Annotated in this window: 19 protein-coding genes and 1 tRNA gene; 11 read left to right on the forward strand and 9 right to left on the reverse strand. The window is 34.9% G+C overall.

The window, feature by feature from the left end; translation table 11 throughout:
- Window positions 1–626 precede the first annotated feature (626 nt).
- Window positions 627–698, forward strand: a tRNA-Thr gene (locus tag M0P98_02415).
- Window positions 699–911: 213 nt separating this feature from the next.
- Here M0P98_02415 and M0P98_02420 read toward each other — a convergent pair.
- Window positions 912–1,535 carry a hypothetical protein gene (locus tag M0P98_02420; protein ID MCK9265728.1) on the reverse strand — a complete coding sequence of 208 codons (624 nt, stop codon included), beginning with the start codon at window positions 1,533–1,535 and terminating at the stop codon, window positions 912–914.
- A 203-nt stretch (window positions 1,536–1,738) separates the two neighbouring features.
- On the opposite strand from M0P98_02420, the gene M0P98_02425 reads away from it, so the two are divergent.
- The 3 genes from M0P98_02425 to M0P98_02435 all read left to right on the forward strand — a co-directional run bounded on the left by M0P98_02425 (window position 1,739) and on the right by M0P98_02435 (window position 7,059).
- Complete coding sequence (locus M0P98_02425) at window positions 1,739–3,385, forward strand: hypothetical protein (GenBank protein ID MCK9265729.1); 1,647 nt, start codon at window positions 1,739–1,741, stop codon at window positions 3,383–3,385.
- A 139-nt stretch (window positions 3,386–3,524) separates the two neighbouring features.
- The gene (locus M0P98_02430) at window positions 3,525–5,174 is read left to right on the forward strand and encodes a hypothetical protein (GenBank protein ID MCK9265730.1); all 1,650 of its coding nucleotides are present in this window, start codon (window positions 3,525–3,527) and stop codon (window positions 5,172–5,174) included.
- A 238-nt stretch (window positions 5,175–5,412) separates the two neighbouring features.
- The gene (locus M0P98_02435) at window positions 5,413–7,059 is read left to right on the forward strand and encodes a hypothetical protein (protein MCK9265731.1); all 1,647 of its coding nucleotides are present in this window, start codon (window positions 5,413–5,415) and stop codon (window positions 7,057–7,059) included.
- 38 nt (window positions 7,060–7,097) lie between these two features.
- Here M0P98_02435 and M0P98_02440 read toward each other — a convergent pair whose 3' ends face one another.
- Window positions 7,098–8,603 carry a DUF3300 domain-containing protein gene (locus tag M0P98_02440; protein MCK9265732.1) on the reverse strand — a complete coding sequence of 502 codons (1,506 nt, stop codon included), beginning with the start codon at window positions 8,601–8,603 and terminating at the stop codon, window positions 7,098–7,100.
- Window positions 8,604–8,718: 115 nt separating this feature from the next.
- Between M0P98_02440 and M0P98_02445 the strand changes: the two genes are divergently transcribed.
- A complete protein-coding gene (locus tag M0P98_02445) occupies window positions 8,719–8,898 on the forward strand; it encodes a hypothetical protein (GenBank protein MCK9265733.1) in 180 nt (59 codons plus the stop codon).
- On the opposite strand, the gene M0P98_02450 is transcribed toward M0P98_02445, so the two are convergent.
- The 4 genes from M0P98_02450 to M0P98_02465 all read right to left on the reverse strand — a co-directional run bounded on the left by M0P98_02450 (window position 8,876) and on the right by M0P98_02465 (window position 13,524).
- On the reverse strand, window positions 8,876–9,772 hold the full coding sequence (locus M0P98_02450) for a tetratricopeptide repeat protein (GenBank protein ID MCK9265734.1): 897 nt from the start codon (window positions 9,770–9,772) through the stop codon (window positions 8,876–8,878). The genes M0P98_02445 and M0P98_02450 overlap by 23 nt on opposite strands.
- Before the next feature lie 168 nt (window positions 9,773–9,940).
- Window positions 9,941–11,599 carry an NAD+ synthase gene (locus M0P98_02455; GenBank protein ID MCK9265735.1) on the reverse strand — a complete coding sequence of 553 codons (1,659 nt, stop codon included), beginning with the start codon at window positions 11,597–11,599 and terminating at the stop codon, window positions 9,941–9,943.
- Between the two features lie 14 nt (window positions 11,600–11,613).
- Complete coding sequence (locus M0P98_02460; GenBank protein MCK9265736.1) at window positions 11,614–12,468, reverse strand: lipoyl synthase; 855 nt, start codon at window positions 12,466–12,468, stop codon at window positions 11,614–11,616.
- A 9-nt stretch (window positions 12,469–12,477) separates the two neighbouring features.
- On the reverse strand, window positions 12,478–13,524 hold the full coding sequence (locus tag M0P98_02465) for a hypothetical protein (GenBank protein ID MCK9265737.1): 1,047 nt from the start codon (window positions 13,522–13,524) through the stop codon (window positions 12,478–12,480).
- 639 nt (window positions 13,525–14,163) lie between these two features.
- Here M0P98_02465 and dcd point away from each other — a divergent pair.
- Window positions 14,164–14,700 (forward strand): dCTP deaminase, encoded by a 537-nt coding sequence (dcd, locus tag M0P98_02470; GenBank protein MCK9265738.1) that lies wholly within the window; start codon window positions 14,164–14,166, stop codon window positions 14,698–14,700.
- A gap of 114 nt (window positions 14,701–14,814) precedes the next feature.
- Here the strand turns inward: dcd and M0P98_02475 are convergent, their stop codons facing one another.
- Both M0P98_02475 and mnmE read right to left on the reverse strand, forming a co-directional pair.
- The gene (locus tag M0P98_02475; GenBank protein MCK9265739.1) at window positions 14,815–15,537 is read right to left on the reverse strand and encodes a M48 family metallopeptidase; all 723 of its coding nucleotides are present in this window, start codon (window positions 15,535–15,537) and stop codon (window positions 14,815–14,817) included.
- Window positions 15,538–15,547: 10 nt separating this feature from the next.
- On the reverse strand, window positions 15,548–16,927 hold the full coding sequence (gene mnmE, locus M0P98_02480) for a tRNA uridine-5-carboxymethylaminomethyl(34) synthesis GTPase MnmE (GenBank protein ID MCK9265740.1): 1,380 nt from the start codon (window positions 16,925–16,927) through the stop codon (window positions 15,548–15,550).
- 193 nt (window positions 16,928–17,120) lie between these two features.
- Here mnmE and M0P98_02485 point away from each other — a divergent pair, with 193 nt between their 5' ends.
- From M0P98_02485 to M0P98_02495, 3 genes are read left to right on the forward strand one after another with little or no spacing between them, the layout of a single operon-like run.
- The gene (locus M0P98_02485; GenBank protein ID MCK9265741.1) at window positions 17,121–17,645 is read left to right on the forward strand and encodes a DUF4416 family protein; all 525 of its coding nucleotides are present in this window, start codon (window positions 17,121–17,123) and stop codon (window positions 17,643–17,645) included.
- Window positions 17,646–17,650: 5 nt separating this feature from the next.
- Window positions 17,651–18,526, forward strand: coding sequence for an alpha/beta fold hydrolase (locus M0P98_02490; GenBank protein MCK9265742.1), 876 nt, complete (start codon window positions 17,651–17,653; stop codon window positions 18,524–18,526).
- A gap of 55 nt (window positions 18,527–18,581) precedes the next feature.
- Complete coding sequence (locus tag M0P98_02495; protein MCK9265743.1) at window positions 18,582–19,988, forward strand: hypothetical protein; 1,407 nt, start codon at window positions 18,582–18,584, stop codon at window positions 19,986–19,988.
- Here M0P98_02495 and M0P98_02500 read toward each other — a convergent pair.
- Window positions 19,971–21,887: a hypothetical protein gene (locus M0P98_02500; GenBank protein ID MCK9265744.1), complete on the reverse strand. Its 1,917-nt coding sequence runs from the start codon at window positions 21,885–21,887 to the stop codon at window positions 19,971–19,973. The two genes, M0P98_02495 and M0P98_02500, sit on opposite strands and share 18 nt — an antisense overlap.
- 269 nt (window positions 21,888–22,156) lie before the next feature.
- Here M0P98_02500 and M0P98_02505 point away from each other — a divergent pair, with 269 nt between their 5' ends.
- Window positions 22,157–24,001, forward strand: coding sequence for a CocE/NonD family hydrolase (locus tag M0P98_02505; GenBank protein ID MCK9265745.1), 1,845 nt, complete (start codon window positions 22,157–22,159; stop codon window positions 23,999–24,001).
- Between the two features lie 21 nt (window positions 24,002–24,022).
- Window positions 24,023–24,850, forward strand: coding sequence for a sugar phosphate isomerase/epimerase (locus M0P98_02510; GenBank protein ID MCK9265746.1), 828 nt, complete (start codon window positions 24,023–24,025; stop codon window positions 24,848–24,850).
- Window positions 24,851–24,956: the final 106 nt, after the last annotated feature.

Consider the following 24,956-nt stretch of genomic DNA (forward strand, 5'->3'; position numbering starts at 1 on the left):
AGGTCCCCTCGCTACCTTCTTTGCTACCTCTTCGCACGAACTTAATATTTCTAAATATGCTCTGTCCATTTCATACTCCTTTTTATTATAATGTGTTAAATTTGTAATCCTTACCTTTATATCCCTCTATTTTTCCAATTTTTAAAATGAGTTAGTGGTGGAGCCAAAATAATATTGTTGATTTTTATGTGACACCTTTATTGACTACTTTAATAATTGTACCTTATAAATACTTGTTTGTCAATAGATAAATAAAATGACTACTATTGATACTTTAATGTAAGTGGTCCGAAAGTGTGGAAATATTGTCACAACTGTGTGGCTAAAGCAAGAAAAGATAACAGTTAGTAGTAAAAGAATGAGTAAGGTTGTGTAAAAAATAGAATGAATATCATCTTTTATTTTTATTTTTTTATTGTTTTGACACAAAAATTTCTTAAAATAAGCTAATTTTGTATAAATTTTTAATTAGGTAATTTTGAGATGTTGAACTTTCTGTAAAAAAATAGTATAATGTTGTATAAGATTTTCGTGTTGATTTGGTTAAGAATAGTAATATTTTAGTAACATCAATTGAAATTGAAAAATTAAAAATCGTTGTAAAGATAGAATTATCAAACGTTTAAGCCACCTTAGCTCAGTGGCAGAGCAGGGCACTTGTAATGCTCAGGTCCGCGGTTCAAGTCCGCGAGGTGGCTCTCCAGTTCTTCAATACCCTCCGCAGTTTTTGTCTTTTGGCTTTTTTCATCAGGTGTCCATAAAGTGGTTATCTTGTATAAATAAAATTTGTAAGTAAAGGCGATTTTACTCTATTTGGTTGACTTTTATTAACGTTAAGATTTGTATTATTCGTCAAAAGTTGGTAAGTGCAGGGATAAATAATGCTCAATTATTTGAGAGTTTTTTATAGCTTAGTTTTCTAAACTTTTTAAGAATTCATTTAGTACTTTAATATTTTGTCGAGTTAATGAAGTTTTTTCAATCTCCCCACCAGCAGTGCAGGAGTTTAGATATACAGTACCTTTTTTAAGAATATACCGTATTGTATAGGACGCAGAGAATGATTCTAATACACGTTTACAACGAAACTTTGTTTCGAGGTTGTAGGTTTTATTTACTGCAAGTGGTATATGTGTTTGTAATCCAACCCCAGATTTACTTATGTTTGTGATATTGGCAGGTATTGTGACTACCCTAAAAAACTTTTTTATTTCTAATTTTGCGTAGACAGGTAGGATATTAAACCTCTCTTCTTTTCTACGGTCAAGCATAAGGTTTGTAGCCATCCATACTAAAGCAACATCTGAACGTTCTGAACTAATTCTTCCTTCCACGAAAAATCTTTGTTCTTTTATTCCATCGCCTATTGTCATTAATACTTGACATCTATGACCGGTTCTGCTTTTTATATAAGGATGGTCTCTCTCTAAAACCTTAAAAACAATACGGTTATCGGCTGTTTTTTCAACAAACTCAGCTTCGTGTCGCCGGTCATTTACCACTATAACGATATTTTTCGCTTTACTGATATCCATTTTAATTATGTTTTACCCATTATAAATAGATATGTCAACCTAATAATGAAATCTTATTTAGGTAAAAATTGTATTAAAGGATATGAAAAAATTGACAGTAAAAAAAGTGCAGTTTAATATATAACAAACATTAAAGAAAAAAGAAAGGTTTACAATTGTTGTTAAGCCAAAAAGTTTTGGCAAGGAAGGAAAGGAGGGTAATAATGTATGTGACTAAATTTAACCTTTTACCGGTAATTTTCTTATTTCTAACAAGTTTCGTGATTGAACATAATAATGTAGAGTGTCAGAATGTTAATCTAAAAGGAAAAATTAATGTTGTAAATCCTTACGAGAATGTTGATTGGGAAAAATTTGAGTATGTTCATTCTTTTTCTCACCAGCACGGCAACAGGCCGCCGTCATATAGTGCATCTCCAGAAACGTTTTGGAATATGGGTTACCGTCACTTACCTTTTTCTAACTACTATCCGTCAAGTCCTGCGCCTTTACCAGATGATTTTAGAAAGAAATATCCAGATGCTCTTTGGGGCCCGAATGCAGAACAGCATAATTCTACCGGAGTTGGGCATTTTAACGTGCTTGATAGTTATTATTCAACAGGTGGGGCTATCGTGGCAAAAACCAACTACAAGAGAAACAAAGTTTCTCCTTTCGAATACGAGTTTACTGGTTTAAACGCTTATGATTCGGAAAAACCTTGGTTAAGTATATACTGGTTGCAATTGATTATATCAGGAAAAGAAGGTGCAACTCTTTCTATGACATTAGAAGGAGCTCAGAAGGTAAATCCTTCAACGTATGAGTTGCCAAATGATAGCCTTATAAAAGATAGACAAATGCCTGCAAAAAGCGCTACTATCTATATTAGAACAGATTCTGATAAGGTGAAAGTAAGGTTCGATTTTAATCCAGAAGAGGTTGATGATTTGAGATTTGTTGTTAGGCAGGGCGTACATCGTCCGTGGAAAGATTCTTTTAAAGCGGCTCTCGATGGCACTCTTAAAGATGCTGACGGGAATCCTGTTGAGGGTTTACGTTTTCCTGACGGCGGTGGTATTACTCTTAATCATACTGCTGGCCCTCTTAACGCTATATTGGAGAAACTTAATTTTGATAAGAGAGTTTTAGGCATAGAGATATGGAACCAGCATGAAGGGTTTGGTCCGAGAGGAACATTGGGGTTCTACTCATTATGGGACAATGTATTAAAAACAGGAACTCGCTGTTTTGGTTTTTTTGTGAAAGACCATTTTGTTTATGAGAGTGGTCGTAATGTGCTTTTGTTACCTCCTTCCAAAGGTTTATCTATACAGGAGAGAGAACATAACGCAGCAAAAGCGTACAGAAACGGTGTTTTTTATGGTTTAATGGGAGCTCTTGCGGTGGATGAGAATCAACAGAAGGTTAATCCTTACGATTATAGTGATTTTAGGTTTACCAAGATTTCTCTCACAAAAGATAAGGAAGGTATCCCTGAATCTATTGAAGTTACTGTTGATGGGGCTGATAAAGTAAAACGACCTAATGTGCAAATACGTTTTATTACAGATAAAGGCGTTTCTCTTGTTAAAAATTTATCTGAGGTTTCATACAAACTGACAAAAGATGCCGAAGGGCAAATAACTGAAAAATATGTTAGAGTGGAAGCTTTTGCCTACCCTTCGACTCATTCACAGGGAAAACCTTTAACTGTTGAAGAGTTTACTAAAATGAATGTTATGGAGATATATAGAATTCACGATTTTATTGGGGGAGGGTATAGTGGGATATATAAGTATGACGGAAAAAATCCTGCACCTATTCCTGTGGTCGATATGATTTTTTCTCAACCTATAATGTTTCACTGAGTTTAATTTGGGTTGAGTTAGAGATTCTGAAACAAGTTCAGGATGGAAAAATTGGTAGGTGAAGGCAATAAACACTACAATTCCATCTTTGCAACCAAGGTGGACAACAATTTACCGTTAGAGAAAAAAGGGGGGAGCAATGAAAGCGTCCAAATTTAATATTTTTCCATTGACTCTTTTGTTTCTTATAAGTAGTTTTGTGTTTAAATATAATAATTTAGAGTGTCAAGAGGTTAATCCAAAAGCAAAAGTTGAAGTTTTAAATCCTTATGAGAATGTTGATTGGGAAAAATTTGAGTATGTTCATTCCTTTTCTCATCAGCACGGCAATAGACCACCATCATTTAGTGCATCTCCAGAGACGTTTTGGAATATGGGTTACCGCCATTTACCTTTTTCCAACTATCATCCATCAACTCCTGCTCCTCTACCAGAGGATTTTAGAAAGAAATATCCAGATGCTCTTTGGGGACCAAATGCAGAACAGCATAGTGCTACTGGGGCTGGCCATTTTAATGTGCTTGATAGTTATTATTCAACAGGTGCTCCTCCTATATTGGTACCGATCAACTACAAGAAAAATAAGTCTTCTCCTTTTGAATATGAGTTTACTGGTTTAAACACTTACGATTCGGAAAAACCGTGGTTAAGTATATACCGGTTGCAATTGATTATATCTGGGAAAGAAGGTGCTACTCTTTCTTTAACAGCAGAGGGAGCTCAGAGAGTTAATTCTTTAACGTATGAGTTATCACAAAACAGTCAGATAAAAGATAGACAAATACCTGCAAAAACTACTGTTATTCATATTAGAGCAGATTCAGATAAGGTGAAAATAAGGTTCGATTTTAATCCTGAAGAGATTGATAATTTGAGAGTTATTTTACGGCAGGGCGTACATCGTCCGTGGCAAGATGCTTTTAAAGCGGCTCTCGATGGCACTCTTAAAGATGCTGACGGCAACCCTATTGAGGGCTTACGTTTTCCTGATGGTGGTGGTATTACTCTTAATCATACTGTTGGTACTCTTGATTATGTATTGGAAAAACTTAATTTTGATAAAAGAGTTTTAGGTATAGAGATATGGAATTATAGGCGCACTTTTGGACCTAAGGCTTTAATGGGTTTTTATAAATTATGGGACGAAGTATTAAAAACTGGGACTCGCTGTTTCGGTTTCTTTGTGAAAGACCATTATGTTTATGCGACTGGTCGTAATGTGCTTCTGCTACCTCCTTCTGAAGGGTTGTCGATACAAGAGAGAGAACATAATGCAGCAAAGGCGTATAGAAACGGCGTTTTTTACGGTTTAATTGGGGCTCTTGCTGTGGATGAGAATCAACAGAAGGTTAACCCTTATGATTATAGTGATTTTAGGTTTACAAAAATTTCTCTCATAAAAGATAATGAAGGTATTCCAGAATCTATTGAAGTTGTTGTTGATGGGGCTGATAAAGTAAAACGACCTAATATTCAGATACGTTTTATTACAGATAAAGGTGTTTCTTTGGTAGAAAATAATAGGTCAGCTACTTATAAATTAACAAAAGATGAAAACGGTAAAATTGTTGAAAAGTATGCAAGGATAGAAGCGTTTGCTTACCCGAGCACCTACCTTCAAGGGAAACCGTTAACAACGGAATCTTTTACTTCTATGAATGTGCAAGAGATAAGTAGATTACACGATTATAGGGGTGGAGGATATACGGAAACAGATTTAGATAGAGGTCAAAAAGCTATAATAACGATTGTAGATATGATTTTTTCTCAACCTATAATGTTTCACTGATTTTGTGGTAATATATTCTTTTTTGTAAGAGGTTGATCAAAAGAAAAAATTGAAGTTTATAGTTTTATAGGTTGTGTTAAAAAACAATGAAAAATAATGCTCATAAATATAAAGGCGAAGACTTCCCTTGTATGTCATTCCGGACTTGATCCGGAATCTCGCTTTGTACATCTCCCCCATTCCGTCTTTGCAACCAAGGTGGACAACAATTTACCGTTAGACAAAAAAGGAGAGCGCCATGAAAGCGTCCAAATTTAATATTTTTCCAGTGACTCTTTTGTTTCTTATAAATAGTTTTGTGTTTAAATATAATAATTTAGAGTGTCAAGAGGTTAATCCAAAAGCAAAAATTGAAGTTTTAAATCCTTATGAGGATGTTGATTGGGAAAAATTTGAGTATGTTCATTCTTTTTCTCATCAACACGGCAATAGATCACCATCATTTGGTGCATCTCCAGAGACGTTTTGGAATATGGGTTTTCGCCATTTACCTTTTTCTAACTATTATCCATCAACTCCTGCCCCTTTATCAGAAGATTTTAGAAAGAAATATCCGGACGCTCTTTGGGGACCTAATGCAGAACGTAGTGCTACTGGGATTGGCCATTTTAACGTGCTTGAAAGTTACTATTCAACAGGTGCTGCTCCTATATTGGTACCGATCAACTACAAGAAAAACAAGGTTTCTCCTTTTGAATATGAGTTTACTGGTTTAAACGCTTACGATTCAGAACAGCCTTGGTTAAGTATATACAATTTACAATTGGTTATATCAGGAAAAAAGGCCGCAACCCTTTCTTTGACATTAGAGGGAGCTCAGAAGGTTAACCCTTCAACGTATGAACTACCAAATGATAGTTTGATAAAAGGTAGACAAATACCTGCAAAAAGTTCCACTATTTTCATTAGAACAGATTCAGATAAGATGAAAATAAGGTTCGATTTTAATCCTGAAGAGGTTGATAATTTGAGAGTTATTTTAAGGCAGACTTTACGTCGTCCCTGGCAAGATGCTTTTAAAGCAGCTCTCGATGGCACTCTTAAAGATGCTGACGGTAACCCCATTGAGGGTTTACGTTTTCCTGACGGTGGTGGTATTACTCTGAATCATACTGTCGGCCCTCTCGAGTCTATATTGGAAAAACTTAATTTTGATAAGAGAGTTTTAGGTATAGAAATATGGAATTATAGGCGTAGTTTTGGACCTAAATCTTCACTGGGTTTTTATAAATTATGGGACGATGTATTAAAAACAGGAACTCGCTGTTTCGGTTTTTTTGTAAAAGATCATTTTATTTATGAGAGTGGTCGTAATGTGCTTTTGTTACCTCCTTTCGAAGGGTTGTCGATACAAGAGAGAGAACATAATGCAGCAAAGGCTTATAGAAACGGAGTTTTTTACGGTTTAATTGGGGCTCTTGCTGTGGATGAGAATCAACAGAAGGTTAACCCTTACGATTATAGTGATTTTAGGTTTACAAAAATTTCTCTAATAAAAGATAATGTTGGTATTCCAGAATCTATTGAAGTTGCTGTTGATGGGGCTGATAAAGTAAAACGACCTAATATTCAGATACGTTTTATTACAGATAAAGGTGTTTCTTTGGTAGAAAATAATGAGTTAGCTACTTATAAATTAACAAAAGATGAAAACGGTAAAATTGTTGAAAAGTATGTAAGGGTAGAAGCGTTTGCTTACCCGAGTACCCACCTTCAAGGGCAACCGTTAACAACAGAATCTTTTACTTCTATGAATGTACAAGAGATGAGCCGGTTACACGATTATAGGGGTGGAGGATATAAGGGAACAGATTTAGATAGAGGTCAGAAAGCTATAATAACTATTGTAGATATGATTTTTTCTCAACCTATAATGTTCCGTTAGGCTTCTAATAAAAGTTTTTACGAAAATTTAACTTATACTTATCTTTTTGAACGCAAAAAATTTGTTTTTTCACTTGTATTTTTGCTAATTATCCCTGTGAAAAGATTTGTTATTCCATCCTTTAATCTGGAATTGTTAGAACTATTATATTCTTTTATGTTGTTGGTTTTTGGTGTATTAGAAATCATCAAAGATGCTCCACGAGATATTATATCTTTACTTTTCTGACTTGTTCCATTGTTCGTAAATAAATTGTTTTGATTCTTTATGGTTGTGTTATAAGAGTTTGTATTTGTTGAAGGTCTTGGTAAAGAGTAAGGAGTAGGTGTTATTTTGTTGTTAGTATTATGATTTTCATACCCAATTAGTCTTCTTTCCAAAGTTGTGTTAAGGCTTTGACGTTGTGGGTTGGATATAGGAGCCGTTTGGGTTCTACCGTCTCTTTCCCTCTCGTTTCTGTTTCTGTCTTGTCTTTCTTCCAAAGTTGTGTTCGGGCTTTGACGTTGTGGGTTGGATAAAGGAGCCGTTTGAGTTCTGCCGTCTCTTTCCCTACCAGTTCTGTTTCTGTCAGGTCTTGTCTCAAACCTACCAGAATTATCTATGTTTCTTCCTGGGGTTGGTCTTGTTGGGCTATTATATGTATTGGATGTTGGATTTTGCCTGTTTCTCCTGTTTATTGGATACGCAAAACGTTCTCTTGTTGTGTTGTTTATATAGGTTACCCCTCTTCTGTGAGAAGGGTTGTGACGCCAATAAAAAGCAGGTGCTCTCCGAGTGTAGTAATGTCTATGGTATCTTTGAGCGTTTTCTCTGGAAATGTATATGCGTAGAGTAGGCCAGTCGAACCAGGTCCAAGTGAACAATCCAACACTAATAGATATAGGGCGCCTAAAATATATATGCTTTACAACGGTAATTCTATTATATGGTCTATACCAATAGTACGGGGTGTGTGCTGGATACATCCACCTGCCATAAACATATAATGGGTCATAAATTGGAACGTAGACAATTTGGGGCTTAGCTGGTTCTATCACAATATATTCTTTTTGAACAACTACTTTCTGTTCTTTTGTTTCTTTTAACGTCCCTTTGTCATAAGCCATTCTCCTTAATTCTTGTATGATTTCCATAACTTCTTCTTCTTGAGAAAGGAAAGCATCTCCAAGTCTTCTTGTCTGTTCAAGTTCTTGACTCAAAGAAAATAGCACATCTTTGAAATGGCATAATGATTTAACACTTGTGTCCCAATCTTTTTCAAGGAGAGCCTCGCTTAAGGTATCTCCTTGTAACCCTTTATTTTTATTTAACCATCTTTCAGCTTCAACGATTTCAAGCGGGTAGGTTGAAGCCATTAAAATTTGTGAAAGTAATGAATCTGGATATAATGCAATAGGGGCAAGCATTTGTGTTAACTCTTCTTTGCTGAACCTATAATCTTCATCTGTTTCTACATATCCATATACCATAGTTGAGAAAACAAATAGTAATATAAGAGAAATTACAACTCCTGCTTTGTTAAAAATGGTGTTTTTGATTTTCATTTTTTTTGCCTCCTTTTTAATGTTTTTTATAAAGAGCGTTTTTTATTGCTTTTAATATTATGACGAGTGGCATACAATAAAGTTTAGTGGAGGCAGTCTAAAAAGAGTGCTATCAATGAAAAAAAGTTGTGGTTTAAAGAAACATCTTTTTGCTGTACGTTTGAAATGTAGGATTGGTATCAAACCATATATTAAGGTTGATTCAAAAAAGGTGGCATATTTGCCACCTTCTTTGAACATAAAAGTTTTTTTAAGCAGATTTTACCTAATGCTTATTTCTTTTCCAGTTGTTTGATCCTTGTTTCAGCAGTTCTTTTGTGGGATGCTGTTACATAAGGTGCTTCAATAAGTTTTTTGAATTCTTCGAGAGCTTTTTCACTGTTTTTCTCTGCAAAATAGGATTGGGCAGTATTAAAATGGGCATTACTTTTTGTATTATTTGAAATGCCCGCTTCTTTAGTTGCAAGGACAGTTGCAAAAGCTTCTCTACTTTTTTCGTATTCTGATTGGGCTAAGTAGATTTCGCCAGTTGCAAGGATGGCTTCTGTTTTATACCCTATCCTCTTTTCATTAGGGATAAATTTTAAGTAATTCTCTAATGCGTCTTTATAGTTCTTATCTAATTTTTGAGCCCTGGCGATGTAAAGAATGGCAAAATGTTTTGTGGCTTGTCCAGTCCCTTCAATTTCTTGAGCTTTTAATGCGGCTTTAATTGTTTCTGCTGTGTTTTTTTCTATCCAAAAAACTGTAGCTATTCCAAGCTGTCCTCTTCCTTTTAAAACAGCAGATGCTTTTTCCATAGCGACAATCTTCTCAAAAGCTTCTTTTGCACCTTCATTATTTTTCTCATATCTCCAAAAATATCCGCCTATTTCAAGTAGAGCTTGAGATTTTTGATCATCTGTTGCCTCTTCTATTTGAAGGACCTTTTCATATTCTTGTCTTGCCTCAAGAAATTTGTTTTCTCTTGCGTATGTTGAGGCAATGGTAAGTTGAATTTTTGCTGCTTCTATTCCTTTAAGCTCGGGTAATGATTTTTGGAACTCTTCTCTTGCTTCACTATATTTTTTCTGTCTTAATAGTGTTTGAGCAATAACTAGGTCAGCAAAGGTTGTGCTTGCAAAACATAAACAAATCCCTAACAATATAAGTGTATTAAATTTTCTCATTTTTTACCCTCCTTGTTAAAGTTATAAATTTTTTTTGCTTTACTATTATTAAAGTTATTATACCCGCCAAAATATTATTTGTAAAAAAAACAGTCTTTTTGTTTTTTGTCATCCTAAGGAGATAAGCAAACTAATGTTTTAGTGGGGATGTATCTAAAATAAGGTTGGTTATAGACTATAAAGATTGGTTATCGATTCTCTTACATCTTTTCTAAAAGGTTTAGGTGTTATCTTTATCCCAGGAGGAGCTTGTCTTCTCTTATATGCACTTTTTGTAACCATTCTCAAAACTTTTTTTACTATATTTTCATCAAAACCTAATTCTAAAATCTGCTTTAAATATTTCTCTTTTTCAATATATTCTATAAGAATTAAATCAAGTATTTCGTAAGGGGGGAGGGTGTCTTGGTCTTTCTGTCCAAACTTTAGTTCTGCTGTAGGTGCTTTTGTTAACACTCTTTCAGGTATAACTGGGCTAATAGAATTTCTGTATCTTGAAAGTTTATAAACGAAAGTTTTATATATATCTTTTATTATTCCGAGCCCGCCAGCCATATCACCATAAAGAGTGGAATAACCTACACTTATTTCAGATTTGTTGCCTGTGGTAAGAACAAGATGTCCAAACTTGTTTGATATAGCCAAAAGTATATTGCCTCTTATCCGAGCTTGAATGTTTTCTTCTGTGGTATCAACCTCTTTTTCTTTGAATACGGGTTTAAGTGAATCAAGGTACACACTAAACATTGGCTCTATTGAAATTTCTAACAATTCTATACCAAGGTTTTCTGCCAGAAGAAAAGAATCTTCAATTGTTTCTTTAGACGTATATCTTGACGGCATAAACACTCCAAGCACATTTTCTTTACCTAAAGCGTCAGCAGCAATTGTTGCAACGAGAGCAGAATCTATCCCACCGCTAAGCCCTAAAGTTGCCTTTTTAAAATTATTTTTTAAGGTATAATCTTTCAACCCAGTTGTTAGGGCTGTATATACCTCTGCTTCTTTTGAAGGTTGAACATATTTTTTTTCTTTTACAGAATACTTTTTCTCTGATATATTTAGAGGAATGTTTATTGTTTTTGAATTGTCCTTCTCTTTTGTCTCTCTTAAAGGTATATCAACAATAAGGAGTTCTTCTTTAAATCCTTCCGCTTTACTTACAATATTACCTTTATAATCTGATACAAAACTGTTGCCGTCAAAAACCAGTTCATCCTGCCCACCAACAAGGTTTGTGTAGCATAGATTTATATTATTCTTAATACATAACTCTTTTAATTCTTCTTCTTTTTTTAAAGTTGTACCGTACTGGTAAGGGGAAGCATTAATATTTATAACAAGTTCTGCCTTCCTATCCGGTTGTTTTAGGTGAAATATATCTTGGTTGATGGTTACTTTGAAAGTCAACCCTGAAACATTAAAAAGATAATCGTTTTCACCTGAAGTAAAATACCTTTTTTCATCAAATACGCCATATTCAGGTAAGAATACTTTGTCGTATACTCCAATTACTCTGTTCTTATATAATACTGCAAAACTGTTGTGGAGATGTTGATTCTTTTTATCAACAAAACCTACAACAACCACAATCTCGCCAGTAACTTCTTTTAACAGGTTAAGTGTACCAATATTGTCTTCAATGAATTGAGGGTTAAGAAGCAGGTCTTCAGGTGGGCATCCTGTGATAGCAAGTTCTGGGAAGGAGATAATATCTACGCTCTTTTCTTCTGCTTTTTTAATAAAAGATACAATTTTTGCACAGTTACTTTTTATATCACCCATTGATGGGTTTATCTGTCCGATACCTAAACGTATTGTTTTCATAGTGTTATTTGGGGTTAGTGGTTTATGACAAGTTTTTCAGCAAGGTATGAACTCCTATAAAAAGTACCTGCGAAAACATTTTTAAATCCTATCTGTTTACCTATTATTTCGTATTTTTTGAAAGTATCAGGGTGTATATATTCTTCTACCTTAAAAGCTACTTTAGAAGGTTTAAGATACTGTCCAATAATAAGGTAATTGCATTCTGTATCCTTGATTTGGTGCATAAGTTCTATTATTTCATCTTCTTTTTCTCCTAATCCGAGCATAAACCCTGATTTTGCTATAAATCCAAGGTTTGAAATTTCTTTTAGGATAGAGATAGATGTGTTGAAATTTGAAGTTGGTCTTATAGGACTATACAGTCGTTCAATAGTTTCTATATTATGGGATATTATGTCTGGTTGAGATTTAGCAACTATTTCAAGATATTTCTTATCTCCTTGAAAATCAGGTATAAGCACCTCAACTTTTACAGAAGGAATACCTTCTTTTAAGGTTTTTGTAACAATAGCAAATTGTGATGCTCCTTTATCTGGCAGGTCGTCTCTTGTTGGTGAGGTTATAACCACATACTTCATCCCTAAGGTTTTTACTGCTTCTAAAATTTTGAATGGCTCGTCTGTATCTATTTCACAATTTTCTGGAAAGGTATGGTCAACTCCACAGAATTTACAGTTTCTTGTACATTTGTTGCCAAGTATCATAAAGGAGGCATAATTTTTACAGAAACATTCGTATATGTTTGGACAGACAGCACTAACACAAACAGTATTGATTGAAAGATTATTTATAAGAGATAACGTATTTTTATAACTTTCATTAAAAGATACACGTTTTTTTACCCATACAGGTATCTGTTTTTTCATTTTATTTTCTTATGTAATAAGGTCTTTTATGAAATTGTCTACTTCTTGGATATTGTTTCCTGGAATTCCGCCATCAATGAAAAGTTTTTCTGGAGGTAAGTTTTTCACAAGGGTAGTTACTTCCTCTTCATTTGAAGCGTATACGTATGCTGTCCTTCCAGATTCAACTATTTTTCTTATTATAGGTAGCCACTTGTCTGAAGCACAAGGTGGGTTTCCTGCTCCTGTGGCTATCTGAAAAGATTTTATATACGGAAGTCCTAATAGTATGTCAAGGTGTCGAACTTCCTCAAAACCGTCAAGGTGCCAAATAATATACTCAAGGTAATCTTTCATACGTTCGAGTTCAAAAACTACAAGTTCTTCAAATAGGTCTGGAGATATCATTGTGGAAAAATCACACTGGCATGCATAAGTTTTGCCTGGCGCCCAAAGAAGCCAAGAACAATCTCCTGAAAGTTTTGTTTTATAAACTTCATAAAAATAGGTATGAGCTTCTATCCAAGCGTCTGTGAATTCTTTTATTTTTTCTTTTATAATATTGGGCTTTTCTATTACATCAAAAAGCATATTTTCTGTTCCTCTAAGTAGAGACATACAGGTTAGAGCGTCTCCTAAGTCAGGTAAAGATATAAGAAAATCGCCTTTACATAGTTCTGCCTGTTTTTCCATAAGTTGTCTACTTATTTGTACCCAATAGTTTTCTTTATCAAACCTAATTTTAAAATCTTGCCAATCTTTTACAACAGGTTCAACCCATACGCTGTTTTCTCTAAATAATACTTCTCCACCAAGGTATGCTGACATAGTCATAGGAGTTCCACGTTCTCCCCATAGGTGGTAGGCAGTAGGGCACGCTTCACCAAGATAAATATTATCAGGTATAGTAGGGTTTTTTATTATGGTTTCAAAGTTAGGTATATCTTTTTCGTTTTCCCATTTTAATGATGAAACTGGTAATTCTTCAGTTAACACCTTTTTAAATAAAGGTCTACCTGTGTTTTTTCCGAGCCACCATGATTCTATTGTTTTTAGTTTTGTCTCAAGTTTTTCCATATACCAATCTCCTTTGAATAATAAATATTAACATAAAACCATATATTTTCAATTTTATTATTTTCTCCCATTCCTTTTTCGCCTTCGGCGAGATTGCCACGCTACGAAACCCCACCTACGCCAAGGTATACCTGCCGAAGCTTGTATTTTAGCGTAGGTTGGCTTCGGCGGGTAAAGCTCGAAAGATAAACTACAAAAGACGGAATGGGGGGTAACGTAAACAACAAAAGCGTAAAGCAAAAGCCCCCCTCATCCTTGATCCTTCTCCCTCCAGGGGAGAAGGCAAAAAAGGGAGGGTGTCTGCGCCGTAGTACTAGAGTGAATAGACACCCCATACGCCTTTCTTTTATGTATTTATCCTTGCCTTTGTCTTTCTTTTCGTTAAAAAAGTATGTGTCTATTCACGAATTACGAGGTGCAACTACAACTCAAGCAAGAATCGGGCTGTTAACAAAAGGTTCAGCCCTTTTGTTCTTATACTATGAGCCTGTTGAACCCTTCGGAGATGTCTTCTATGCAGAAGGGTGAGTTCTCAGAGTGCCCGATTGTGGCGTAGAAGGTGTCTGCGCCGTAGTACTAGAGTGAATAGACACATACTTTTTTGTTTTATAAAGAGTTGTAATATGGTATAATTATGGTATGGTTAAAAACGATAAATGGATTATAGAAAACGGAAAAAGAGGTATGATTGACCCTTTTTCTCCTGAAAAAGTTAAGAAAGGTATATCCTTTGGGGTATCTTCTTATGGGTACGATTTTAGATTATCTGAAGAGTTTATGGTATTCAAAGGTACAGATATTGTATCTCCTAAGAGGGTTAAAGAAATTGATTTTGAATCATATAAAGGAAAATCTTGTATCATCCCAGCTGGAAGTTTTATACTTGGTAAAAGTCTTGAATCTTTTAACATTCCCAGGGATGTTCTTGGGATTTGTTTTGGCAAATCAACTTATGCAAGGTGCGGTATAGTAATTAATGTTACTCCTCTCGAACCAGAATGGGAAGGGTATCTTACAATACAGATAGCCAATCTTACTCCAGTTAAAGCGGAGGTGTACGCTGGCGAAGGGATAGGGCAGATAGTTTTCTTATGTGCAGAATCTGTATGTGAAAAATCTTATAAAGATCTTGCTGGAAAGTACCAATCTTCAAATGGTATTGTGTTACCAAAATAAAACTTTAATAATATGATAACCTCGCCCTTGTCCTTGTCGTGGTTTATCTCTCTTTCTGCAAACTTCTGAGAATTACTTCGTTTATTGCAAAGAAGGAATGGGGGGCATAATTTCTTATCTTAAAGTTTGTATGATATTTTCTACATTTTTAATTCTTTCCGAGACCACTGGATGGCTTCTTAAAAACGTTACCTGAGTGGCACTACTCTTACCTTCTAAATCTTGTAGTTTTTTGAAAAAAGAAAGCATTCCGTTAGGATTATACCCTGCCCTGTAAGCGTAAGTTACTCCGTACGTATCAGCTCTCAATTCAGCACTTCTGCTATATTTGAGCATAGTTACGTTGAATGCGGCGTTTACTGCTTCTTGTATTGCTTTGCTTCTGTTGCTAAGAAGAATCTGCGATGGTATTGAGTAGAGAATAGATTTTTGCATATTGTTAACTCCGTCTCGAGCAACTATGTGTGCAATTTCATGACCTATTATATTGGCTAACTCATCATCGGTTTCTATTTTTTTTAAAAGACCTGAATGTATATAAATAAACCCGCCAGGTAGAGCGAAAGCATTTATTTCTTCATTTTCAATTACTCTAAATGTGTATTTAAGGTTTGGCCTATCTGAGGCGGTAGCAACTCTTTCGCCCATCTGTCTTATTTTAGCAGGAGTTTCCAGAACTTTGTATTCTTCTTGCATTTTTTTGTCAGCAGCTATGCCCATATCAATCTCGTCTTGCTCAGAATATAGTGTATATTCACTTTTTTGGGTTACAGGGTTGTAATATGTTGCACAACCCGCAAATGCGAACAACATTATCAATATAAATATTCTTTTCATTTTATATCCTTTATTTTCCTACACAAAACTGTGAGAAAATATTGTTTAAAACCTCCTGGTTAATATTTTTTCCTGTAAGTTCATCAATATCTTTTATGCAACTGTTTATATACTCTGCAACAATTTCTAAGTTATCTTTTATATATACGTCTTCTTGAACTGTTTTAAGTTTTTGATATACTCCTCGTAATTGTGATTCCTGACGTATATTTAAAAATATTCTACTATCCTCAATTTTACCATATCCTTCTTGTATAAGAGAATATATTTTTTCTTCCAGGTTATGTAGCCCTTCTCCAGTTAAAGCAGATAATAAGATAATTCTTTCTTCATTAAAAGATTTTTTTAGGTTGTTGAGTTCAACTTTTAAAGGTAAATCTATTTTGTTTATAATTAAAATATAAGGTTTCTCTCTTATTTTATTTAATAATTTAAGGTCAAAATCATTTATTTTTTTTGTTCCATCGATCATAAGGAGAACTATTTCTGCTTTTTCTATCCATTCAAAAGATTTCTTTAGACCGAGTTTTTCTATTTTGCTTCTAACATTTCTTATTCCAGCTGTATCTATTATGTTTATAGGTACTCCACGTATATTTATTGTTTCTTGGATAGAATCTCTTGTTGTACCAGGGATTTCTGTAACAATAGCTTTTTCTTCTCCTGCCAACTTGTTTAGTAAACTCGATTTCCCTGCATTTGTTCTTCCCACGATAGCAACATTTATTCCTTCATAAAGAATTCGCCCTTTACCAGCCTGGTTAAGAAAACTCTCTGTTTCAGATAAAATATCGTTTATGGTCTTGCTAAGTTGTATATTATAGTTTTTTGTATCATCTTCTTCTGGAAAATTTATTTTTGCTTCAATTCCTGAAAGTAGAGATATTAGTTGTTCTTTAATATTTTCAAGAGCCTCGTATAACCTGCCTTTCAATTTGTTTAAAGACATTGATAAAGAATGTTCTGTTCGGCTATTTATTATTTCCATAACACTTTCAGCTTGAGTTAGATCTATTCTACCATTAAGAAATGCTCGTTTAGTGAATTCTCCCGGCTCTGCAAGTCTTGCTCCTTGTTTGATACATAGATTAAGAACTTCTTTTAAAGTTATAATCCCGCCATGACAACCTATCTCGGCCATATCTTCTCTTGTGTAACTTTTGGGGTTTCTCATAAAGGTAATAAGAACTTCATCTATAACTTTTCCTGTTGAGTTTATAATATGCCCATAGGTTACTGTGTGTGAAGGGATATCTTTTACGGCAGAGTTTTTTTTAGGTTTAAATATCTTTTCTATTATAGAATATGTGCTCTTCCCGCTAAGGCGTATAATTCCTATACCACTTATTCCGAAAGGCGTTGAGATAGCACATATTGTATCCTTTTCCATAATTGGTTCTTCTCCTTACGATAATTTTTTGTATTGCTTGCCTGTATAAGAGTATTTATTGTAACATATATAAAAAGGTAAAAACCAATAATGAAAAACTGTGTAAATTTTTGAATGAACACTTTTTAGTTTGTGGATAGAGAAACAATTGTTATATTGGTGGCTGAAATAAGATACGATAGTAGGGATAAAAATGGGAAAAATAAAAGAAGGGGTGTTGGTGAAGAGGTTCTGCGGAATAATATATGCTGATGAAGATACAGTTTTTTCTGTTAAAGAAAATCTTATTACGGAGTTTGGAAATATTGATATTGAGGCGGGTCCTTTTATATTTGATTTTACTGATTACTACGCTAAAGAGATGGGCGAAAACCTTAAAAGAAGGTTCTTCTCCTTTGAGCAGCCTGTTTCTCCTGACAACTGTTACAAATGGAAATATTTTTCTAATGAAATTGAAAATAGGTATATCTCATCTTCAGGTGGTAGAAAGGTAAATATAGACCCTGGGTACTTAAATCTTTCCAGAATAACTCTTCTCTCAACGAAAGACTATTATCATCGGGTCTATTTACAAAACGGTATATATGCTGAATTAACACTCTTTTATCAGGGGAACGATTTTAAGGTTTTTCTGTGGACTTATCCTGATTATCGGAGCGAAAATTATATAGATTTTTTTCGTAAGGTAAGGCTGAAGTTTAGCCAGCAGTTGAAATAAAAGATATGAAAGTTTTATTAAGAATTGTTATAGACGGTTTGATAATAATATCTGCCTTGGTTGTATTAACAGGTTGGCGTGCTCTTGCTCCAGCAAGAATGCCTACCCTATGTATTCCATCTGACTATGGGTTACCATATACCAACATTACTATGAAGACACAAGATGGGATTGAACTGAAAGGTTGGTTTATACCTTCAGATGAAAGTGAAGGGGTAATTATTTGCCTACATGGGTACCCTGCAAACAAATCGGATATTCTACTGGTTACCTCTTTTTTATATCCTAAATTTTCTTTACTTCTTTTTGATTTTAGGGCTCACGGTGAAAGCGGGGGACGGATTACCCATTTTGGTTTAAAAGAGTTTTTGGATGTTGAAGCGTTTATAAGGTTTATAAAAACTGATAAAAATTTTAAAGATAAAAAAATAGGAGTTTGGGGCTATTCACTTGGGGGAGCGGTAGGTATAAAAGCTGCTTGTGAATATAAAGAGGTATCTGCCATTGTTACAGATTCTGCTTTTGCTAACTTCCCTGAAATGGTTACCTCTTACTATAAGAATATGGGATTTTTTAAATATATTTTTTCTTCACTTGCTAGATTACTTGGGAACCTTATACTTAAAGCAGATTTTATTCAGAATAGTCCCGAATATGTGATAGATAATATATATGCGCCCATATTGATAATCCATTCTAAACAAGATGAGTTTGTACCATATTCTCATGCTGAAAGATTGTTTCTAAAGGCTCCTGAGCCTAAAATGTTATGGGCAGTGGAGGGAACTCATACAGGGCTTGATAGAACTTTTACAGATGAGTACCAAAGAAAGGTTCTCTCTTTTTTTGAGACACACCTTTTGGGTACTGTTAAAGATTAGACCTTTGTTAAGATTGTTTTATGGGATATAAACAACTTTGGTTTTGGAGATTATAATGAAAAAATTTAAGTATTACTTACCAGTTTTCTTCTTTCTTGTTATACTACTTTTATTACCTCACACACCAAGAAAAATCATAAATATTGTAACAGGGCTTCCTGCAGAAAATGTTAAACTTATATATCCATTTTTAACTCAGGTGGCTACCCCTTTTTTTGATTTTCCTTTCTATTTTGCAACCTTGGCAAACCCTAAAACACAAATAATATCTTGGGTTGTATGGCTTGCTCTTATTTGGACCATATATGCGTTTATTAAAATTAGGGGAACTTTTTTCAAACGAATATATCTGTTTTTTAGGGGAATGTTGGTAGTTTTAATTTCTTTAATTCTTATTGTTGCTTATACAATTTTATATCCCAGTTATCAGTGTAAACTAAAAGGAAGCAATCCAGATGAAATTTTTATGGATTTACATTCACATACATTGTTTTCTCATGACGGGCTTGTTACTCCTGAAAAAAGTATGAGATGGCATCTTGACGCTGGTTTTAAGGTATGGGCTATTACAGAACATAACTGGATAGGATGTAGCCCTCGTATTCAAAAAAGGCTTTTGGAAGAGAAATATCCTAATATTTTAGTTGTTTCAGGAGAAGAGGTTTCCTATAAAAAGGTTCACCTTAACTTACTTGGAATTGAAGAAGATTTTGATACATCCTCTTGTGAAAGTTTAAAAGATATTGTAAATGCAGTACATTCACAAAAGGGTGCTGTTATAGTTCCTCATTACTGGGCTGAGAGAAAAACGTCTTTTACAATGGAAGATTTAGCTGAAGCTGGGGTTGATGGTTTTGAGATAACAGGTGTTTCTTCTGTGCCATTAACCAGAGAAACTCAAGAAAAGATTATATCTTTTTGTAAACTTAAAGGGTTGGTAATGGTTAGTGGTACAAATTGGCACGGTTGGAAAAATTTCTGTTCTTGCTGGACAGTTTATAATTCACCTAACTGGGATAAACTTGATTGGACTACAAGAGAAAGAATGGTTATAAACGATTTAAGGAACAGAAACAGCGACAATTTTAAAGTTATTGGTTATAGCACCTTTTTACCATCAACAACCTCACAAATATTTGAACCTTTTACTGGTCTTTTTAGGTATTTTAGTTCTTTGGGGTTGTGTCAGAGGTTTTCTTGGTTTTTCTGGATAGGAACAATCTATTTAATTATTATTCGTACTAAAAAAAGAAGGTTATTGTCGGTCTATTTGTGGTTCTTTATAACCCTTGCACTTCTACTAAAAAGTTCTTCTCTTTTTACAATGTGGGGTCTGGTAGGCCCTACCAACGAGATTTTACCAGAGGTAGCACGGTACCTTTTAGTTGTTTCAGTTATAACGTTTTTGCTTGGTTTAAGCAATATAAAACTACAAGGTAACAGGTTACCAACCGACGACTGAAGCCGTTTGATTAAAAACAAGGTTTAATGCACTCTCTATAACTATCCAAGTTACTGTACTTAAAATCATACCAAGAAAGAAGGGTATACTCTTTCTATAAACATTATGTCCTCCAAACTTTAGAACAACGCCTTTTATTAGCCACGCAATAAATATAGCAAACCACCAATATATTAAAGGGGCAGATTCAGCTATAGGGAACCCTATATAATGTAATGGCCACCAAAGGAATTTTGATTGGAAAATTACAAGTAAACTCATCAAGAAAGCCCCTATGGCTGTAAAAAGATATCTACTTGTTAATATATCTCTTGATATAGGGGTTTCCATTTTAGGTATAACAAAGTTTGCTACAAATTGAGACATACCGCCGGCAAAAAACCAGTTTGCTCCTCCTACTCCTGACACATTAAGAGCACCGAAACGGTAAGCAGCATACATATGCATCCATGTGGAAGATATATAAGATAAGATTAAAGCCAATATAATACTTACAAAAAGCAATTTTGGAGATATACCAGCTTCCTCTTGTATTTTAAGGGTATGACCTGTTGTTGCCATAACAGAGGTTCTTATATCGGCTGCCCAACTGTATTGAAGCCCAAGTACAACGTATCCTTGCTGAGAAATAAGGTGTGGCGGTAGTAGGTATGAAGTGTATACAGTTGGAATACATTGAGCTCTGGCTGCTGGTAACCCGGCTTGGCAGACTATTCTTGCCAATCCTATGAATACTACCAGACTGAATATGATAAACATAAAAGAGGCAAACCAAGGCATTCCAAAGTACCTCATAAACCATACCATACCAAAAAAACTTAAGATAGTTCCAAAGACGGCTGTACGGTAAGATAACATTTCTTGAGAGTCATCTATTTTGCAGTTGTTAGTAAAGGCTTTTTTTACACAGTCTGTAAGATGTTTACGTGCTCTCCAGAACAGGATAATTACAAGCACAAGCATTGCTCCTGCTCCTTCAAAGGTGGTTACTGTTGATCTACCTCCAAAGGCTTCATTTACACCGGGCAGTTTGAACCCACTTATATTTAACAATCCGCTCTGTATAGTAAAAAGAACATGAAAAAGCCATAAAGATAAAGATACATTACGAGGTATCAGATAGGCAAGTCCAACAATGGGGAAAAACGGGTTTAAAGCAAAACTACTACTTTTACGAAATAGAAACATTTGACCCCTCAAAGAAAGCATTCTGGAACCAGTAGCAACAACAGATAACCAGTTTGAAATATAGAATAACAATACAAGAAAAAACGCTAACCAGAAAACCTTGTTTTTGAACAGAACGGGGATTCGGCTTCCTTTTTCTTTCTTGACCATCTCGAGAGGTAGTATTGTTAGAGGATATATTAGCCGCTCTTTTTCTATCCATTGTTTTCTAAATAATACCATTAAACAAATACTAAGAAAAGAGAAGACAAGTATAAACAAGAGTATAAAACCCATAGGTTTTAGCCAAACACCATAAGGAATACTTTCTCCACCAGGTAGCCCTTCATAAAAATATTTTATTGCGTTCTCGTCTTGTATCATTAACAGAGGACGGCTTCTGTCGATAAGCATCTCTTGCCAATTGTTTGCCGGAGATGCAAAATATTTAAGCCCAGTAACGATAGGCATAAGTGAAGAAATAAAGCCCATACTTGGTAATACGGAGGCCGTTGAAGCCATTACAAATATAAGTAAAAGTTCTGAGGTTTTTAGTTCAAAGATACGATGTACACAAGATAACAGAAGCAGAAAAAACAAAGCAAAGATAGCGGCTGGAGCCCAATATTCCCAACAGAACCTTCCAGATAACCCCTTAAGCATTAAGTAAGGGTCAATCATACCAACTATAATAGAAAAAAAGATACCGATTAACAATGTGCGTTTTCTCATTTTGTCCTCTTTTTGTGTATTTGTTTAACTTCTTCCTCATTCTGTTAAGCAAATTTTGTATATATTTAAGATATATTATTTTATTATAACTGTCAATGATTGATGAATAAATGTAACAAAAAGATGAGGGATATATGAGATTTAAAACAGTTTTTATGTAAATTTGACAAAAGATATTCTGATATGATACAGTTTTCACTACAATGTGACTGTCAAATCTGTTATTAAAATTATTTTAGACGTAAAAGAAGTTTTAGGGAGGGTTAGTTATGAGTGAAAATCGATCGAAGGAAAGAAAAGACGCGAATAAATTTGGTTATGTTTGTTCAGCACCTTTTTATGGAGTTTCGATTAAAAACAATGTAAAGATGGCTTTAAGGGACGGGGTTCAACTTGCTATGGATATCTATTTTCCTACAATAGATAATAAAATTATAGAAGAACCTTTCCCTGTTATTCTTGTAAGAACCCCTTATGATAAAGCCCATGTAAACAATTATAGATATTTTACTGAAAGAGGATATATTGTTGTAGCGCAGGATGTAAGAGGAAGATATGAATCGGAAGGTATATTTTACCCTTTTGCTAACGAAGGTCCTGATGGGTATGATGCTATTGAATGGATAGCTTCTCAACCGTGGTGTAGTGGGAAGATAGGTACAAGTGGTGGTTCGTATTGTGCTGCTGTTCAGAACGCCCTTGCCAGTCTTAATCCACCCCATCTTTCAGCAATGATACCTACCTATGGTCCTTCAAGTTATTTTCACTCTTCAATGCGTCATAACGGCACATTAGAGATGAGGTTTTTTGTATACGCTTTTTTAATGGCTTCAACAAGCCGAGAAGCGATAGCAGACCCTCTTATTAAAGTTGCTCTTGATGAGGCGTATAACAATATATGGGATTGGGTTAAGGCGTTTCCTATAAGGAAAGGAGAAACACCTTTAAGCCTTATCCCTTCTTACGAACAGTGGGCAATAGATATTTCTACACAGAGCTTATACAATGATTACTGGAAACGGCCAGGGTACGGTCCTCGAGCACATTATAATGTACATGCGGATGTTCCTACTCTCTATATTGCTGGTTGGTATGATACCTACACAAGAGCTTCTTTTGAAAATTTTATTGAACTTGGGAAAATACAAAAAGCTCCTGTTCATATACTTGCAGGTCCCTGGACACATTCTAATGGATGTGGTGCTGTGTCAGGAAAAATGTCGAGTGCTCCAGAAGGAGCTCTAACAGATTTGCGAGCAGTTAAACTACGTTGGTTTGACCATTGGCTTAAAGGGTTAGATACGGGTATTGATAAAGAAAAGAGAGCAAAATATTTTTTAATGGGTGGTGGTAAAGGATTGGAAAAAGGTAATGAAATTATATTTCACGGAGGTACGTGGAAAACTACCGACCAATGGCCACCCGAAGAAGCAGAAGAGACACCTTACTATCTACATCCAGACGGACTTCTTTCCGCTAAAACTTGCTCATCAGAAAATTGTTCTATAACATATAATTTTGACCCTTCAGACCCTGTACCTACTATTGGAGGTAATCTTTCTGCGATACCTTTACCCAATGGAGGTTTTGACCAGAAAGGTGACCCTCAATTTGTTTTCCCTAAAAACAGGTTGCCACTCTCTCATAGGGCAGATATCGTATCTTTTATGACTGAACCTTTAAAAGAAGATATAATTGTTGCCGGACCACTTGTTGCTCATCTTTGGGTTTCAACTGATGGTCTGGACACAGATTTTACTGCTAAACTTATAGATGTTTTTCCTCCTTCAATAAATTATCCTTGTGGTGCGGCTTTAAATATTACAGATAGTATTTTAAGGTTAAGGTTCAGGAATGGTTTTGAGAAGGAAGAACTTGCAGTTCCTCAAAAGGTGTACGAAATTAAGTTTGAGTTATATCCAACAGCCAACAGGTTTGTTAAAGGGCATAGGATTAGGTTGGATATTTCAAGCAGTAACCATCCAAGGTTTGATGTAAACCCTAATACTGGCGGACCTCTTGGGGTAGAAAGAAGAAAACGTATAGCTAACAACACAATATATTTTGGAGCAGATAGACCGTCTTCAATAATTTTTTATACAATAAAAGAATAAACAATTAAGGAGAATAATATTATGGGAAAAGCTAAATTTGCTTATACGGTATGGCAATGGGGTACAAAAAATAAAGAACAGTTTGTGCAAGCCCTTAAGGATATTACTGAAGCTGGATACAATTATTTTGAAAGCGTAAAAGCTGCTATAAACGTTTTTGAAAATGATGTGGCTGGTTTTAAAGCATTGTGTGATGAGTATGGGGCGCAGCCGATAGGTTTTTATTTTCATCTTAACGGGGATTGGGATAATGATGTTGAAGATGTTAAACGTAAACTGCCCTTTATGGTTGAGTGTGGAGTTAAAAGAATGAATGTGCAGGCAACTGGGCTTAAAGGTAGACCTGCTAATAAAGAAGAACTCGAGTACGACCTAAAAGCTATAAATACCATAGCAGAACTTACTAAAGAACACGGGATTATCCCTTGTTTGCATCCACATTTTAACACATCTGTTATGTATGAAAGCGAGATAGATTTTATAATGCAAAATACAGACCCATCCCTTGTTGCATTTGGTCCAGATACAGCCCATCTTGTTGCAGGCAAATGTGACCCTGTAGAAATGATAAAAAGGTATGTTGATAGAGTAAAATTTACCCATTTTAAAGATATAACAAGCGCTCGTATAGTGGCAGAAGGAACACAGGCGGGGGTAGAGGTCTATTCAGCTAATGTTTTTAGAGAGCTCGGAGAAGGTATAATAGATTTTCCTACTATTTTTAAAATATTGGATGATGCTGGATATGATGAGTTTTTTACTGTTGAACTTGATAGGAGCCGTTTTACCCATAAAGAAAGCGCTATCATTTCTATGAACTATCTTAAAAAACATTATATACAAGATTAAAAGAGTGTTGAAAGGTGTTGAACCTATATGCTAGTGAGTCCTCAATAAACGCCGTTCAGAGCAGATAGTGTGCCTCACGGGTTTGCAGAGAGGTTAATGGGGGTGA

The sequence above is a fragment of the bacterium genome (assembly GCA_023230585.1).
Lineage (GTDB): Bacteria > Ratteibacteria > UBA8468 > B48-G9 > JAFGKM01 > JALNXB01.

What these genes read in the sequence shown, in the direction of transcription:
- M0P98_02485 (MCK9265741.1), top strand. Translation starts at nt 17,121, where the DNA reads ATGGGAAAAATAAAAGAAGGGGTGTTGGTGAAGAGGTTCTGCGGAATA.
- M0P98_02505 (MCK9265745.1), top strand. Translation starts at nt 22,157, where the DNA reads ATGAGTGAAAATCGATCGAAGGAAAGAAAAGACGCGAATAAATTTGGT.
- dcd (MCK9265738.1), top strand. Translation starts at nt 14,164, where the DNA reads ATGGTTAAAAACGATAAATGGATTATAGAAAACGGAAAAAGAGGTATG.
- M0P98_02450 (MCK9265734.1), bottom strand. Translation starts at nt 9,772, where the DNA reads ATGAGAAAATTTAATACACTTATATTGTTAGGGATTTGTTTATGTTTT.
- M0P98_02455 (MCK9265735.1), bottom strand. Translation starts at nt 11,599, where the DNA reads ATGAAAACAATACGTTTAGGTATCGGACAGATAAACCCATCAATGGGT.
- M0P98_02495 (MCK9265743.1), top strand. Translation starts at nt 18,582, where the DNA reads ATGAAAAAATTTAAGTATTACTTACCAGTTTTCTTCTTTCTTGTTATA.
- M0P98_02445 (MCK9265733.1), top strand. Translation starts at nt 8,719, where the DNA reads ATGAAAAAAAGTTGTGGTTTAAAGAAACATCTTTTTGCTGTACGTTTG.
- M0P98_02440 (MCK9265732.1), bottom strand. Translation starts at nt 8,603, where the DNA reads ATGAAAATCAAAAACACCATTTTTAACAAAGCAGGAGTTGTAATTTCT.
- M0P98_02425 (MCK9265729.1), top strand. Translation starts at nt 1,739, where the DNA reads ATGTATGTGACTAAATTTAACCTTTTACCGGTAATTTTCTTATTTCTA.
- M0P98_02475 (MCK9265739.1), bottom strand. Translation starts at nt 15,537, where the DNA reads ATGAAAAGAATATTTATATTGATAATGTTGTTCGCATTTGCGGGTTGT.
- M0P98_02420 (MCK9265728.1), bottom strand. Translation starts at nt 1,535, where the DNA reads ATGGATATCAGTAAAGCGAAAAATATCGTTATAGTGGTAAATGACCGG.
- M0P98_02435 (MCK9265731.1), top strand. Translation starts at nt 5,413, where the DNA reads ATGAAAGCGTCCAAATTTAATATTTTTCCAGTGACTCTTTTGTTTCTT.
- M0P98_02465 (MCK9265737.1), bottom strand. Translation starts at nt 13,524, where the DNA reads ATGGAAAAACTTGAGACAAAACTAAAAACAATAGAATCATGGTGGCTC.
- M0P98_02430 (MCK9265730.1), top strand. Translation starts at nt 3,525, where the DNA reads ATGAAAGCGTCCAAATTTAATATTTTTCCATTGACTCTTTTGTTTCTT.
- M0P98_02460 (MCK9265736.1), bottom strand. Translation starts at nt 12,468, where the DNA reads ATGAAAAAACAGATACCTGTATGGGTAAAAAAACGTGTATCTTTTAAT.
- M0P98_02500 (MCK9265744.1), bottom strand. Translation starts at nt 21,887, where the DNA reads ATGAGAAAACGCACATTGTTAATCGGTATCTTTTTTTCTATTATAGTT.
- M0P98_02510 (MCK9265746.1), top strand. Translation starts at nt 24,023, where the DNA reads ATGGGAAAAGCTAAATTTGCTTATACGGTATGGCAATGGGGTACAAAA.
- M0P98_02490 (MCK9265742.1), top strand. Translation starts at nt 17,651, where the DNA reads ATGAAAGTTTTATTAAGAATTGTTATAGACGGTTTGATAATAATATCT.
- mnmE (MCK9265740.1), bottom strand. Translation starts at nt 16,927, where the DNA reads ATGGAAAAGGATACAATATGTGCTATCTCAACGCCTTTCGGAATAAGT.